The 14,075-nt window shown below is 68.4% G+C and carries 12 protein-coding genes; 5 read left to right on the top strand and 7 right to left on the bottom strand.

The window, feature by feature from the left end:
• Positions 1 to 194: 194 nt before the first annotated feature.
• From ACZ432_RS07045 to ACZ432_RS07025, 5 genes are all read right to left on the bottom strand, one after another.
• Positions 195 to 5,324, bottom strand: a complete 5,130-nt coding sequence (locus ACZ432_RS07045) for a DNA polymerase II large subunit (RefSeq protein ID WP_426964100.1) — start codon at positions 5,322 to 5,324, stop codon at positions 195 to 197.
• A 33-nt stretch (positions 5,325 to 5,357) separates the two neighbouring features.
• The gene (locus ACZ432_RS07040) at positions 5,358 to 5,777 is read right to left on the bottom strand and encodes a PPC domain-containing DNA-binding protein (protein WP_426964101.1); all 420 of its coding nucleotides are present in this window, start codon (positions 5,775 to 5,777) and stop codon (positions 5,358 to 5,360) included.
• A 321-nt stretch (positions 5,778 to 6,098) separates the two neighbouring features.
• Positions 6,099 to 6,476 carry a NifU family protein gene (locus ACZ432_RS07035; protein ID WP_426964103.1) on the bottom strand — a complete coding sequence of 126 codons (378 nt, stop codon included), beginning with the start codon at positions 6,474 to 6,476 and terminating at the stop codon, positions 6,099 to 6,101.
• Positions 6,477 to 6,548: 72 nt separating this feature from the next.
• A complete protein-coding gene (locus ACZ432_RS07030; RefSeq protein ID WP_058365772.1) occupies positions 6,549 to 6,869 on the bottom strand; it encodes a DUF5783 family protein in 321 nt (106 codons plus the stop codon).
• A 627-nt stretch (positions 6,870 to 7,496) separates the two neighbouring features.
• Positions 7,497 to 8,108: a DUF7504 family protein gene (locus tag ACZ432_RS07025; RefSeq protein ID WP_426963686.1), complete on the bottom strand. Its 612-nt coding sequence runs from the start codon at positions 8,106 to 8,108 to the stop codon at positions 7,497 to 7,499.
• A 300-nt stretch (positions 8,109 to 8,408) separates the two neighbouring features.
• Between ACZ432_RS07025 and ACZ432_RS07020 the strand changes: the two genes are divergently transcribed.
• The 5 genes from ACZ432_RS07020 (at position 8,409) to ACZ432_RS07000 (ending at position 13,050) form a co-directional block, all read left to right on the top strand.
• The gene (locus tag ACZ432_RS07020) at positions 8,409 to 9,548 is read left to right on the top strand and encodes a multicopper oxidase domain-containing protein (protein WP_426963687.1); all 1,140 of its coding nucleotides are present in this window, start codon (positions 8,409 to 8,411) and stop codon (positions 9,546 to 9,548) included.
• A gap of 164 nt (positions 9,549 to 9,712) precedes the next feature.
• On the top strand, positions 9,713 to 10,102 hold the full coding sequence (fer, locus tag ACZ432_RS07015) for a ferredoxin Fer (protein WP_426963688.1): 390 nt from the start codon (positions 9,713 to 9,715) through the stop codon (positions 10,100 to 10,102).
• A 202-nt stretch (positions 10,103 to 10,304) separates the two neighbouring features.
• The gene (locus ACZ432_RS07010) at positions 10,305 to 11,342 is read left to right on the top strand and encodes a prepilin peptidase (protein ID WP_426963689.1); all 1,038 of its coding nucleotides are present in this window, start codon (positions 10,305 to 10,307) and stop codon (positions 11,340 to 11,342) included.
• An 89-nt stretch (positions 11,343 to 11,431) separates the two neighbouring features.
• A complete protein-coding gene (hisI, locus tag ACZ432_RS07005) occupies positions 11,432 to 11,851 on the top strand; it encodes a phosphoribosyl-AMP cyclohydrolase (RefSeq protein ID WP_426963690.1) in 420 nt (139 codons plus the stop codon).
• A complete protein-coding gene (locus ACZ432_RS07000; protein ID WP_426963691.1) occupies positions 11,851 to 13,050 on the top strand; it encodes a DUF7118 family protein in 1,200 nt (399 codons plus the stop codon). The genes hisI and ACZ432_RS07000 overlap by 1 nt, the downstream gene beginning before the upstream one ends.
• Before the next feature lie 42 nt (positions 13,051 to 13,092).
• On the opposite strand, the gene ACZ432_RS06995 is transcribed toward ACZ432_RS07000, so the two are convergent.
• Together ACZ432_RS06995 and ACZ432_RS06990 are read right to left on the bottom strand one after the other, a co-directional pair.
• Positions 13,093 to 13,686, bottom strand: coding sequence for a DUF7411 family protein (locus ACZ432_RS06995; protein ID WP_426963692.1), 594 nt, complete (start codon positions 13,684 to 13,686; stop codon positions 13,093 to 13,095).
• 4 nt (positions 13,687 to 13,690) lie between these two features.
• On the bottom strand, positions 13,691 to 14,056 hold the full coding sequence (locus tag ACZ432_RS06990; protein WP_426963693.1) for a DNA-binding protein: 366 nt from the start codon (positions 14,054 to 14,056) through the stop codon (positions 13,691 to 13,693).
• Between the last annotated feature and the right edge of the window lie 19 nt (positions 14,057 to 14,075).

Genomic DNA, 14,075 nt, shown 5'->3' with positions numbered 1-14,075 from the left:
GATGCGGTCGCGGTGCGGTGCTGATGCGGTCGCGGTGCGGTGCTGATGCGGTCGCCTTGAGGTCGTGGTACCGCGGCGGCGCGAGGGCGCGAAGCGCCCGGAGCGCCGACCGCGGCCCTTTTTGATCGACATTTTTCAAGGACGGGTGAGCGCGGCGCCTGCGCCGGCGCGACCCGACGCAGAAAAAGGTCGGTTTACATGAAGTCAGCAATCCCGCTCTGCTTGTTGGTGTCGTCCTCGAAGACGGACTCCAGCGATTTCTCCAGCACGTAGAGCCGCTGTTTCGTGTAGTCGCGGCAGCCGTACCGTTCGGCGACCTCGATGGCGGTGTCCATGTACTTGTTGACGGAGCCCTCGTGGACGGTGAGGTTGACGCGGCCGCCGCACTCGCGGCAGTCGCCCGACAGGGGCATCCGGCGGTACTTCTCGCCGCAGTCCAGACACCGCGTCTCCTGTCGCGAGAAGGCCCGGAGGTTCCCGATCAGGTCCGGGAGGAAGTGGTACTCGATGACGCGCTCGGCCACGTCGGTCTCGTCGACCGCGCGGAGCTTCCGGGACAGCTCCAGCTGGGCGTCCATCTTGTCCATCATCGAGCCGAGGGTCTTGTACGCCGAGAGGTCCGGCCCCATCGCGATGTCCGTCGTGTCGTGGCTGTGCTCGAAGCCGCGGTACTCGTCGTCGGTGCCGAGGGTGTCCTCGCCGAGCTTGATCAGGTCCTCGACGCTCTCGGGGTCGGCCATCTCGACGGTCGCCTCGTAGAACTCGCGGGGGTACTGCCGGACGATGTCCATGTTGTGCGCCTCGTCGTCGATCTCCGCGGGGTCGATCCGCGAGGACATCACCAGCGGCGCGTCCATCCGGCCGCCGCGTTTGTCGGGGAGGAACTCCTTCGAGAAGTTCAGCAGACCGTCCATCAGGAGCATGACGCAGTCCTCGTCGCCGTCGCATTGCTTAACTGACATGTCGTTTGCGACAAGCGAGTGCGTCTCCGCGACCGTGAGACAATAGACGTGGTCGGCGTCGCTTTCGACGGTTCGGATGTCGTCGATCTCCTCAAGCAGGTACTCTCCAGACCCGCCGTCGAACACGCGACGACTCCGTGGTTCGATCTCCGTAGTGCGCCTCTGCAGACGATCCTGCTTCCGGGTCATGTGAACGTTCACGAGTTCGGAGAACCAAACGGCGTCCTCCGAGGAGATCCCGATGACGTAGCTCTGTGCCGTCAGAGAATCGTAGTCCTCCTCGTAGAACTCGGGGAATTTCACGTGTAGCGGCACGCGCGTCGGCCGCTCGACGGTCGCCTTTATTCCGAGGGCGGAGAGGAGTGCGAGCACGTCCTCCTTGAGTTCGGCGCTGACAGTCGTCGCCTGAACGAGAAGCGAGTCGGCATCGACGTTTCCGTCGCCGCTGACGTACCCACCGAGATACGCCGCGATCACCTCTTCGGACGCGTCGAATATCGGTGCCGGAACGCGTTTCGTGTGCGCGTCGTTCCCCGCGTTCAGAACCGTGTCGAAGAATATCCGGAGAAGACGCCCAGAAACCGTCACCTTCGCGTGGTTCTCCTCGTACGGTTCGACCCCGAACTCGTCACGAAGGGTCCGCAGGAAGAACTGGCGTGCCTCCTCTTCGGTCCCGCAGATCGTCGTCTGATGGATCGTTCCCTCCGGGGTCTCCTGTTCCCGGGCAAAGCCCTCCGCCGCGTAGTATCCGAGGAGCGTCGCGACTCGCTCGTCGAGTTCGACGAACCGATCGATCTCGGTCCGGTCGCGCTTCACTCCGAGCGTCACGTCCTCTGGCACGAACGCCAGCAGGTCGTCCACGGACGAGAAGCATTGTTCGAGGTACGACACCGGGAAGCTGCCGCGGTAGAGGTAGTTGCTCAGCGTCTTCTTGTTCGTCCCGAAGACCTCCGTCATGCTCTGCAGCGGGTAGAACTGTCCCTCCCAGTCGTCCGCGAACGTTCCCTCAAACAGGTCGTAGAGACAGTCCTTCTCCATCCCCTTCACCATGAGGCGGTCGTTCGCGATCTCCTCGGTCTCGATGAACTCTTCGAGCAGATCGAACCGCTTTGTAGACTCCGTCCGTCCGTCCCGGTCGACCGAGCTGGGCGTGACGAGCCGGTCGGTCGCGTCGAGTTCTCGCGCCTCCTTCCCGACGAGTTCGTCGGCTTCGCCCTCGTACACGTGGACCTCGTGGTCCGGTGTGAGTTTCAGTTCACGGCCCGATCGCGTGCGAATACGGATCAGGTGGTCAGGTGCGGGATGCTTACTCACGGCCTCGACCCGCTGCATCTCCTGTTCTCCGTTAGCGCTCATCGACGGGACACGAACCTCGGACTCGACGCCGTCGAGCCTCCCGACGACAGTTCCGAAGTCGTCCTCTTCGACCTCGGAACGCTCGAGATAGCGCTCGACGAAGTCGGCGATCTCCGCGTGGTGTGACGTTCCGGACTTGTCCTCGTACCACACCTTCGTCTCGGGGTGGAAGCAGTTCCGGCGCTTCGCCGCGTGGAAGTACGGGTGAGCATAACCCACCGCCGCCGAGGTGAACCCCACGACGCGGCCGACGGTCGCGGCGCTGGTGTGGGGGGCCATCCCGAAGACGAGTTCGCCGACGAGCTCGTCGCGCTCGTTGACGTTGTAGAAGGCCGGCAGGTCGTAGAACTGCTCCAGCAGGTCGTCGACGAAGTCCGCGGTCTTGAGCATGTGCTCGGCCGCGCCGTCCGAGAGGACGATGTCCTGCACCTTCAGCTCGACCAGCTGGTCGTCGTGGCGCAGGGGTTCGCCGTCGATGTCCGTCTCGTACCCCAGCTCTCGGAAGTGGTCCGCGGTCACGTCGAGCTCCGCGGGGCGGACGGACGTGACCGGGAGGTCCGTCATGTCGTAGCGGACGGTGCCGTCCTTGAACGACGTGACGCCGTTCTTCGCGCGGAGGACGCCCTTCTCGATGGCCTCGGGGGTCTTGTTCGTCGAGGTGAGCCCCTTCACCCCCTTCAGGATCTCGAAGGCGGACTCGCGCTCGCCGACCGACTCTAGCGCGTCGCGATAGGCGGCGTGCACGTCGATCTCGCGGCGGTCCGCAGCCGTGACCTCCCACTCGCAGCGCGGGCAGACGACACGGCCGGCCTCGTCGGGCTCGCACTCGGTGCCGCACTGGCCGCACTCGTAGTGCGGTTCGGTGTGGGTCCCGCAGTCCGGACAGGCGTTGCGGTAAGTGTGGCTCTCGCAGTCGGGACAGACCCGATCCGCGACCTCGACGTTCAACACGCCGCGGCGACCCTGGTCGTCCATCTGTCGGGACGCCTCGGCTACGTCGCGCTGCGTCCCGCCGGCCTCGCCGATGGGGAACAGGGTGTGAACCGCGGGGGAGAGGTCGCGGCTCTCGGACTTCTCCGGGCGACCCATCCGGTTCCCGATCCGGGTCGGCGCGCGCTCCCGGATCTCGAAGGGCGCGACCTCGTTGACGGCCTTCGTCGCGTTCTCGCCGTCGGCCCAGTTCAGGGCGGCCTCGGAGAGGTCCGACTCGTCCCACTCCTTCCGGAGCCCGTCGCCGAGCCCGAGCGAGTGCGCGAGCGGGCGCCACTCGGGGATCCGCAGGGAGTCCGGCGTCTCGGTGTGCGTGACGAGCAGGCGCTCAAGCGCCGCGCGCGTGGTGTCCGTGTGCTCGATGGCGAGGACGCCCTCGACCACGTCGCCGTCCGCGACCGCCTCCGCGAGCGTCAGGAACGACGCGACGCTCACGTCGTGCCAGAGGTAGGTGTAGTCGGGGTGGAGCGGGCAGTCGTACTCGCGCGCCCACTCGAACGCCTCCTCGACGGAGGGGTGCTCCAGGTCCACGCGGGGGTCGTCACGGAGCGCCTGCACGTCCGCGCCCGCCGCCTCGAAATCCTGTACCCACCACTCGAAGACGTAGGAGGCGGGCGCGAGCGGGTGGTTGTTCTCGACGAACTCGCCGTAGTTGACGAGGTACTCGCCGAGGTCGAGGATCTTCTCGACGCCGTTCCTGACCGCCAGCGCCTCCTCGGGGTCGTCGATGTGGCGCACCTCGCCGTTGGCGAGTTTCACGGTCGGGCCCTCGATGGAGTCGACCGGGACGACGCCCGCGGCCTTCCCCGGGCGCTCGGTCTTGATCTGCGTCCCGGTCGCGAGGAAGTCGTCCACGAGGTGCATCGTCGCGGGGTGGACGCCCGCGGTCGCGAACCCGTGGTTGCGCGCGCGGCCGTATCGGAGCCGGAACCCGCCCGACTCCGAAGGGTGCGAGAACACCGGCCGTCCCGCGATCAGGTCGCGCAGGTACTTCGTGGCGGGCTCGACGCGCTCCGGGCCGGCGGGTTCGTTCCCTTCCGGTTCGTCTTCGGACCCGGCCTCGTCAGCGACGGTCTCGCCCGCGCCGTCCGCGTCGGCGGCCGCAGACCCTTCCGAGTCCTCGGCCTCTCCCTCGGCCTCCGCCCCGTCGCTTTCGGTCTCGTCGCCGCCGTCCTTCCCGATGGTGCCGTCGATGAGGTCCTGCAGCCACGGCCAGTCGATCTCGTCGAGCTCGCGGGTGTAACGCTGGATCTTCGGGGCCTTCAGCGCGATCCCCTCGGCCAGAACCAGACACATCCCGCCGCGGGCGGAGTTGGTGTCGACGCGTTCGAGGTCGCGGAAGCCGGACACCTCCTCGTCGCCGGTCGCTTCGCCGTCCAGCATGATCGGCATGTGCTCGGCGATGAACTTCGTCTCCTTGTCCTTCGGCGTGTACTGCAGGCCGGTCTCCTTGTCGTACAGCGCGACCTCCTCGGCGTAGCGCTCGACCTCCTCGGACCGAGCCTTGTACTCGTCGATACCCAGCAGCGCGCGGGCGTAGTCGCCGACGAGCACGGACAGCGCCTGTGCGGTCCCGCCCGCCGAGCGGATCGGGCCGGCGTAGTAGACGTTGATGAACTCCGTGCCGTCGTCGTTCTCCAGCAGCTCGACGCGGTCGATCCCCTCGATGGGTGCCGCGACGACCCCTTCGGTCAGCAGCGCGACCGCGGTCCGGACCGCGCCCTCGACCTTGCCCGCGCGAGAGTCGTAGTCGCCGACGGTCCCCTCGACGAAGTCCGTCACCAGCTCCAGGGCCGCCTCCTCGCGGGACATCTGCCCCTCCAGCTCGCGGACGCGCTCCGCGACGCCGTCGATGCCGAGGATGTTCTCGACGCGGTCCGCCATGTCCCGGGCGACCGGGATCTCGATTTCGGCCTCCGGGTCCTTCCCCTGCGCCTTCGCGGCCTCGGCCACCTCGAACGCCTCGTCCAGCCGGTCCTCGATCCGCGCGAAGTAGCGCTCGTCGTCGGGCCGCACGTCACCGCACCCCCCGCCACGCGCCCGCGGGCATCACAGCCAGAGGTCCAGGTCGGTCGCCTCGTCGTGCGCCCGCTCCAGCGGCTCCTCGAACGCGCGCAGGTACACCTCGCCCGCCCACACGGTCGCGGAGTCGAGGTGGCCCGCGAGCGCCTGCCCGCTCGGCCGCGAGAGCACGGCGTGCGTGTGCGCGAACGTCTCCCCCTCCAGCAGCGAGACGTTCCCGACGCAGGCGGCTACCTCCAGCGGCTCGTCGAACGTCACCGACTGGTACTCCGTCTCCTTCTGGTCGTAGAACCAGACGTCCGCGTCCTGCACCGCGCCCATCGCCGTGAACCAGCCCGCCTCGACGTCCTCCGCGCGGGCCAGCGACTCGATCTCCTCGCGCCAGTCGGCGCCCGTCTCCAGTCGAGCGACGTACTCCGCGCTCGACTCGACCTCCCGATAGTTCATGGAGTCGAGTGACGCGCCGCGAGCAAAAAGCGTTCCCCGTCCGCCGCACCTCGCCCTCGGACGTGACTCGATGGCGCATTTCTGTATCGCGCTATCTGATTTATCGGGGCGTCGGCATCGGCCACGGTCGAACACGACGCCCCGGACGAAATCCGCGTTACAACCGTTCGAGACGGCGATCTACGCCGTTTCCGGAGGCGGGACTGTCGCACGCACGGATGGCACTCAGTCGTGTGCCTCCGAGTGCCTCGGTCGTGCTGTCGGGAACGGCTCGAACAGCGCGGCCGCTCCGGAGGTGAGAAAAACGGGAAGAAGACGGCCTCAGAACGGGGCCTGCGGGCCTTCGTCGTCCTCGCCGTCGGACTCGCCGGGGAACGAGGGACTCATGCCGCTGTCACCGCTGCTGGTGCCGCCGAGGTCGCCGTCCGCGCCGGCGCTCATGCCCGTGTCGGCGTGGACCGTGTCGATCTCCGGGATCTCCTTGACCATCCGGGACTTGATCGCCTGGATCGTCATCGGCGAGATGCCGCAGCCGGAACAGGCGCCGCCGAGCTGGATGTGGACCTCGCCCGCCTCGCGGTCGAGGTGGCTGATGGCCGCGTCGCCGCCGTGCATCTGGATCTGGGGGAAGTTGCGCCGCAGGAAGTTCGTGATGCGGTCGCGCAGGTCGTCCTCCGCGTTCGCGGGTTCCGTGCTCATACGCGTGCTTGGCAGTGTGGCGGCTTATGCCTTTGGTTCAGGTGTGCGCCGCGCGGACGAGAACCCGCCACGTCAGGGCTTCTCGACGCCCAGAACCCGGTGGAGCTCCTCCTCGATGGTCTCGACGTACACCTCGAGCGTCTCCTCGAACTTCTCGTCGTCGACCAGCACGCCGGTGAGCCGCTCCCGCGGGTTCTCGGGGAGTTCGACCCGGAACTCCCCGTCCTCGTAGAACGGTTCCGACTCGTTGAGCACCATCTGGTCGATGCCGTGGATCAGTTCGGAGTCGTACCGCTCGTTCATCTGGTTGAAGGCGTTCTTGTACGCCCGCTGGAGTTCCTGGAAGTAGTGGACGTACTTGTCCTCGAATTTCTCGGGATCGAAATCGGTCATGGCCGACGCTCCGCCGCGGCCGGCAAAAAGTCGGCCGGTACGCGTCTCGAACGCTCGGATCCGTGTACGGCTCGCACGGCATAAACCTCTTAGCGCGATATGGAACGATTGGGTCTGGTCTCCCGTCGGCTCTTGAGTTGGTCTCGGAACCCTAACTGATAGCGATACTGAGTAGAGTACGGTAGTTGTGCTGTTTTTCTGTCAGATTATGCTTCCATAACTGCTGTTGAGCCTGCTGCTCTAGACAGCAACGTCTAGAAAGCCCCAGCCGGCTCGACCGCGCCGGGCCTCGCTGTGCTCCTCGCTCTCAGCACCGCCCGCTGCGGTGCTTGCGTCGTCCGGGCGGGTTCGAGCCGACTGCCCCTTTCAACCCCACCCCGCCCCGCGACCGCACCGTAGGCCTCGCACCTCCCCAGCCTCGGCGGTGGCGCGGCCGCGAACCGCACCGCAATGCGGCCGCGCCGCCGCCTCCCTCGCGCGGTCGCGGCGACACAGGGTCGCCGCGGCGCGCGCCGACAGCACAGCACCGCAACCGCCCCGCTCCGCGACCGCACAGCACCGCACCGCCGGGAATTTCAGAAATGTGGGTGTTTTGCTTCCGTCTGTAACACCCAGTATCGCTATCGCTCAGAATGTCGTCCAGTCACTCGGCCCGTCGACCCGTTCGCGGACGCGGAACTGGCGCTCGTCGCCCTTGACGCGCGTCTCCACGAGCGCGTCGAACGCCTCGTGGAGCGTGTGTCTGACCGATTCGTCGTGCATCGTCGACCCGAGGGTCGCGACGAACGGCCAGCCCTCGTTCGCGGCCTGTGTCGCGAGCGCGCGCGCGAAGCGGTGGACGCGTTCGGGGTCGGAGAACATCAGCAGCTGCGAGAGCGAGTCGAGGCCGACCGCGCGGGAGGCGGTGGGGCCGCCCCCTTCGACGAGCTCCGTGAACTGGACGCCGAGGTCGGTGAGGTTGCCGGGCGAGGCGACGTAGCGGGTCTCGTCGGCGCCGTCGGCCGAAAGCTCGCGGTCGCGGGTCATGCAGTCGATCACGACGACGCGGTCGTCGGCCGCGCCCGTGATCCGCTCGTGGTCGGTCCTGACCTTCCCGGCGGTGCGGCCGGTGGAGATCACGATCGGCGACGAGGCCCACTCGTGGAGCAGACGGTGGAACAGGTCGTACTCCCCGCTCATCGGTGGCCCGGTGAGGAGCACGCTGTCGGCCGCTTCGACGGCCGCTGAGAGGGGGGTCATCCCGCCTCCGCCCGCTCCGTTTGGATACGGAATTGCGTCATGTCGTCGACCCGCAAGCGGCCCCTCTCCGCGTGCTCGTGACGGAGGAAACGTCCATACGTGGATCCACGCCGAGCGAGCGATAAGTGTTTGGTCCCAATTGTCAGCGGTGAGAACTGTGCGGGCGGTGAGAGCCGTTTTCGGTCTAAGGGTGTTACTTCGAGAAACGGAATCATAAGTGCTTCCCCCGTTCTCGCGTTATAACCCTGTGAGAACACGCGTTCGGGTTTGTAAGGTCGCTCCGAGTACGTTCACTTGCTTATGACGAACCAAATCGGCGCTCCCGGTACGGAGCTCTCACGGCGGGATTTCGTGCGTGCGACGGGATCGGCGGGCGTTCTCGGACTTGCAGGGTGTGCTGCGCCCCGAAACGGGACCGCCGACGGGAACGTCGTCGCGCAGGCGGAGGGGGGTGACCTCCCCGCGGCCGCGGCGCCGCAGGTCGTCGACCTCACGGAGCAGAACAATCAGGTGACGCTCCGGTCGGTCACCTCGCGGCTCCCCGTCCATCCCGGCGACGCGATGGGTGGGCCGGTCGAGCTGCCCCGCGTGTGGGCGTGGCAGGCCGACGACCGCGCGCCGAGCGTGCCCGGTCCGGTCCTCCGGACGACCGAGGGCGAGGACGTGGAGGTGACGCTCGACAACACCGACGCCAACATGCCTCACACGGTCCACTTCCACGGCGTCAGCAAGACGTGGGAGAACGACGGCGTCCCGACGACCACCGGGATCACGGTCGCGCCCGGCGAGAGCCACACCTACGAGATCCCCGCGAACGTCCCCGGGACCCACCTCTACCACTGTCACTACCAGACCCACCGCCACATCGATATGGGGATGTACGGCTTCTTCCGGGTCGACCCCGAGGGGTACGAGCCGGTCGACCAGGAGCTGTTCATGACGGTGAAAGACTGGGACTCCCGGCTCAACCGCCAGTTCGCGGGCGAGGACGTCTCCTACAGCGCCCGGGACCGGAGCCCGGACACGTTCACCATCAACGGCCGGTCGGCGCCGCGGACGCTCCACCCCGAGGACGGCTCGCCGATCATCGTCTCGCAGGGTGACACCGTCCGCGTCCACTTCGCCAACAACGGCTACATGAGCCATCCGCTCCACACCCACAACCACCGGTTCAAGGTGGTCGAGAAGGACGGCTCGCCGATCCCGGAGGTCGCCCAGTACGACCAGGACGTGGTCAACATCGCGCCGGCCGAGCGCAAGACGATCGAGTTCGAGGCCGACGCCGACCCCGGGATCTACCTGCTCCACTGCCACAAGGTGAGCCACGCGATGAACGGGAACAGCTACCCCGGCGGGATGGTCGGCGGTATCGTTTACGAGGAGGCGATGGACTCCGACATCTTCGCCCAGCTGATGGACTACGCGGGCTACGAGCTGTAGCGACGACGGGCGGCGGCCGCGCACCGGACCCCCGACCGTTCTCCCGATCGCCGATTTTGTATCGTCGCTTTCGATTTATCAGCGCGTCGCGAACCGCCGGGACGACGGCGTCGGACTCTATCGAACAGCAAAGCCTAATGAGGTGGGCGTCGAATTCGCGCCTGATGCCCACGGTAGAATACCTCAACTACGAAGTGCTCGACGACCACGGTTGGTCGATGGACGACGACGACCTCTTCGAGAAGGCGGCGGACGCCGGCCTCGACGGGGAGGATTACGGCACCCTCGACGTGAACCAGGGCGAGTACATCCTCGAGGCCGCGGAGGCGCAGGGCTACGACTGGCCCTTCTCCTGCCGCGCCGGTGCCTGCGCGAACTGCGCGGCCATCGTCAAGGAGGGTGAAATCAACATGGACATGCAGCAGATCCTCTCCGACGAAGAGGTCGAGGAGAAGAACGTTCGCCTGACCTGCATCGGCAGCCCGGACGCCGAAGAGGTCAAGATCGTTTACAACGCGAAGCACCTCGACTACCTTCAGAACCGCGTCATCTGAGGCCACTCGGCCGCGAGGCCCGACGAATCCGTTTTTTGCCTGACGCCACGCCGCCCGCCAACTCCCCGTGTTCTCCGCCTCCTGTCACTCGCTCTCGTGGGTGTCGCGGCTGGACGACGGTCGCGGCGATGAGCACTCCGCCGGTTCGCGTCTCACCGACGGCGATCCGAACCCCTAACTCCCCGGCGGCCACGGCTCGGGTATGATCGCCTCGGCGCCGGACCTGCTCCGGCTCGTCGCGGTCCCCGTCTTCGCGTGGGCCGCCTATCGCGACGTGCGGACGCGCCGCGTTCCCAACCGCGTCTGGCCGCCGCTGTACCTCCTCGGCGCGGCGCTGCTGCTGTGGGACCTTCTGGCACGCTGGCCGCTCGCGGGAGTCGCCGGTGACCTCTTCGTGACCCGGGTCGCGGTCAGCCTGCTCGTGGTCGCGCCGCTCGGGTACGCCTTCTGGTACGTGGGGGGGTTCGGCGGCGCGGACGCGAAGGCGCTGATCGCGCTCGCGCTGCTGTTCCCCACGTACCCGAGCTACTTCCTGCCGGTCGCGTGGCTCCCGGCGTTTCCGGCGGTGCGGACCTACGTCGGCGTCTTTTCGCTGACGGTGCTGACGAACGCCGTCATCCTCGGTGCGCTGTACCCGCTCGGTCTCGGGGCGTACAACGGCGCTCGCGGTCGGTTCTCCCCGGCCATGTTCCTCGCCAAGCGCGTTCCGGTCGGGCGGCTCCCGCACCTCCACGGGCGGCTGTTCGAGACGCGAGAGGGGTTCACCCGGCGCGGACTCGACCTGGACGCGCTCCGGATGTACCTGCGCTGGCGCGGCCTGACGCTCGCGGACGTGCGGGCCGACCCCGATCGGTTCCGCGACCCCGCGGGCGTCGGTGAGACGAACGACCCGACGGACGGCGGGACCCATGTCGGCCCCGCGACCGACGGCGGGGAGCGGGTCGACGGGGGGGATTCGGGGTCGGACGCGGTGCCGGAGGGGCAGTCGGCCCCGGAGTCGGAAACGGCCACGACCGCGGACCCCTGGGCGGCGGAGCGCTTCCTCGCGGAGATCGAGGGGTCGGCGTACGGTACCGACCCCGAGACGCTACGTGAGGGACTGGAGACGGTCGCCGAACGCGAGGCGGTCTGGGTCTCCCCCGGGATGCCGTTCGTGGTTCCGCTGTTCCTCGGACTGCTGCTCGGCCTGACGTACGGCGACCTGCTGTTCGCGCTGCTGCGCGCGGTCGGGTTCGTCTGAGGGGCGTTCCGCGGTCGGGCCGCCGCGCGCGGTCCCGGTCGTCCGGGACAGACAAAAGGACTATTCGCGGCCTGCCCGTCCCCTCACGCATGAGCGAGGACGCGACCGCGGCGACCGGCGAGGCGGACGGGGATGCGTCGGACGGCGACGACGGGGTCGAAGTGGACTTCGGCGAGAGCGGTCTCGTCCCCGCCGTCGCACAGGACGCCGAGACGGGCGAGGTGCTGATGCTCGCGTACGTCTCCCCCGAGGCGCTCGAACGCACCCGCGAGACGGGCGAGGCGCACTACCACTCCCGGTCGCGCGACGAGTTGTGGCACAAGGGGGCCTCCTCGGGGCACACGCAGGCCGTCGAGGAGGTCCGCGTCGACTGCGACGCCGACGCGCTGCTGTACGTCGTCGAGCAGGCGGGCGGCGCTTGCCACACCGGGCACCACTCCTGTTTCCACCGGACCGTCGACGGCGAGCACGTCGGCGAGAAGGTGTTCGACCCCGACGAGGTGTACTGATGGTGGACGCGGGAACCGACGCGGACGAGGCCGGCGACTCCGGAGCGGTCGACGCCGAGGAACCGGGACCGACCCCGGGCCCGGTCCGGGAGGCGGCGACGGCCGCGGCCGACCTCCGCGAGGCGTACGACGACCTCGCGGCGGTCGAGGCGCGGATCGCGGACCTCGGTCGCGAGCGCGTGGAGGCCGCGGCGGACCGCTACCGGAACGCGGTCCGAGTGCTCGACGACTACGAGGAGGACGCGGTCGGGACGGGCGACTTCGGCGCGTACGTCCAGTTCGAGAGCGCGTTCGAGGGCGTCACGGACGTCGAGGCGGACGCGCTCGCGGCCGACGCCTTCGCGGCGGCCAACGAGGCGGTCGACAAGCGCCGGCTCTCCGAGTCGGACTTCGAGGCGGCCCGCGAGCACCTCGAGGACGCCCGCGAGTACGTCCGCCTGTTGGAGCGGCGCGACGAGGCGCTCGACGACTATCGGCGCGCACGCCGGGACGCCAACGCGGCGCGCTCCGAACTCGACGACCGCGTCGACGAACTGGCCGACCTGGCGGACGCCGCGGAGGTCGACCTCGACGTCCCCCTCGACCGCCTCCGCGAACCGATAACCGAGTACAACGAGGCGGTCGAGGCGGACTTCCGGCGGTTCAAGAAGGACGAGAGCGCCCGCGAGCTGTTCGACCTGCTGGAGCGGGCCGGGTCCGCGCCGCTGATCGACGTGGACGAGCCGCCGACCGACCTGACGGAGTACGTCGCGGAGTACCCCGCCGCCGAGGAGCCGGTGCCGGACCTGCTGGAGTACGCCGACTACTCGCAGTCGAAACTGGACCACTACGTCGATGACCCCGGTGCGCTCCGCCGGACGGTCGCGGTCCACCGGACGTACCTGGAGCGGCTGGACGGCGAGCCGTTCGCGCTGGCGTGGCCCCCGAAGCCGGCCGAGGAGCTCCGCTACCGGATCGAGGAGCTGATCCCGGTCGTCTCCCGCTTCGCCGACGAGGAGACGGTCGCGACGCTGCGTGACGTGCTGACGGCGACGCGCGACGACGACTACGAGCGCATTCGGGAGGCGGCGACGGTTCGGGCGGAGCTGGACGGCGACGAGCTGGAGCTGGTCGCCTCCGGTGCGGTTCACGACCGGCTCGCGGAGGCGCGGGAAGTCCGGGAGCTCGTGCGGGACGTGCTCGCGGAGACGGAGCGGTAGCCGCCGGGGGACGGAAAAAGGGGCAGTTACGTCCGCGACGCGCTACTCGGCGCGCCCGTGGACGTACGTCTGCTCGTGGTCGGGAAACACCTCGGCGACGACCTCGTCGCCGTCCTCCGCGCGGAGGAGCGCGCGGATCTCCCCCTCGTAGTCGGCCTTCTCGATCTTCTCGCTGGGTCCCTGTTCCACCTCGAAGGTGGCGGTCACGAGCCGGTCGACCGCGTGGCGACCGAACCCAGAGAGGGGGGCGATGTAGTCGACGTCGTGTCTGTCCTCGAGGCTCTGCGCCTGCGCGCGTGAGACGGTGGGGACGCGGTCGTCGCGGCGCGTCCCGTCCGCGACGGCGTCGACGTCGAGCCCCGCGACCGTCTCGAGGGCGTGTTCGTGGATGCGCTGGATGCCGTTGCGCGGGAAGCCGTCCTCGCGCATCGTCGCCGCGGCCTCGCGCGCGACGGCCTCGTCGAGGTCGACGCGCTCGAAGGGGAAGCCGAGCGCCTCGGCCGCCCGCCTGGCGTGTTCGTAGTCGTCCGTCAGCCCGAACGTTCCCGTCACGCAGCGCACGTCGTAGAAGCGGTCCAACAGGAGGGCGGCGAGCGAGGAGTCTTTCCCCCCGCTGTACAGCAGGGCCAGCTCCATCCCCTTACCGCCGCCGGATGTCGAAGCTCTTCTGGTCGGGCTGGAGCTCGCGCAGCAGCTCCTTCATCTGGTCCTCGTCGATCCGGCCCTGGATCCGGCCGCTCTGGGCCAGCGCCGCGACCTGCTTTTTGACCTTCTTGGCGAACTCCGGCTTGGACATCTCGACCGCGTTGAGCCGCTGGCGCGCGTCGTCGGTGAGGTGCTGTTTGAGCACGGCCTCCTGCTGGGCCTCCGCGCGCTCCTGGGCGGCCTGCTGGGCCTCGGGGTCGGCCCCGCCAGCGCCGCCCTCGCCGCCGGCGCGCTCCTGTAGCTCCTGCATCTTCTTCTCGCGAAGCTCTTCCAGTCGTTCGTCGTCGGGGTTGCCACTCATACGCGCACCTTGTGCGTAC

It is taken from the genome of Haloparvum alkalitolerans, from assembly GCF_055381565.1.
This window is presented reverse-complemented; position numbering and strand designations above follow the sequence as displayed.

Coding starts and splice junctions, on each gene's coding strand:
- ACZ432_RS07040 (WP_426964101.1), bottom strand. CDS start 5,777: ATGAACTATCGGGAGGTCGAGTCGAGCGCGGAGTACGTCGCTCGACTG.
- ACZ432_RS07035 (WP_426964103.1), bottom strand. CDS start 6,476: ATGAGCACGGAACCCGCGAACGCGGAGGACGACCTGCGCGACCGCATC.
- ACZ432_RS07030 (WP_058365772.1), bottom strand. CDS start 6,869: ATGACCGATTTCGATCCCGAGAAATTCGAGGACAAGTACGTCCACTAC.
- ACZ432_RS07025 (WP_426963686.1), bottom strand. CDS start 8,108: ATGACCCCCCTCTCAGCGGCCGTCGAAGCGGCCGACAGCGTGCTCCTC.
- ACZ432_RS07020 (WP_426963687.1), top strand. CDS start 8,409: ATGACGAACCAAATCGGCGCTCCCGGTACGGAGCTCTCACGGCGGGAT.
- fer (WP_426963688.1), top strand. CDS start 9,713: ATGCCCACGGTAGAATACCTCAACTACGAAGTGCTCGACGACCACGGT.
- ACZ432_RS07010 (WP_426963689.1), top strand. CDS start 10,305: ATGATCGCCTCGGCGCCGGACCTGCTCCGGCTCGTCGCGGTCCCCGTC.
- hisI (WP_426963690.1), top strand. CDS start 11,432: ATGAGCGAGGACGCGACCGCGGCGACCGGCGAGGCGGACGGGGATGCG.
- ACZ432_RS07000 (WP_426963691.1), top strand. CDS start 11,851: ATGGTGGACGCGGGAACCGACGCGGACGAGGCCGGCGACTCCGGAGCG.
- ACZ432_RS06995 (WP_426963692.1), bottom strand. CDS start 13,686: ATGGAGCTGGCCCTGCTGTACAGCGGGGGGAAAGACTCCTCGCTCGCC.
- ACZ432_RS06990 (WP_426963693.1), bottom strand. CDS start 14,056: ATGAGTGGCAACCCCGACGACGAACGACTGGAAGAGCTTCGCGAGAAG.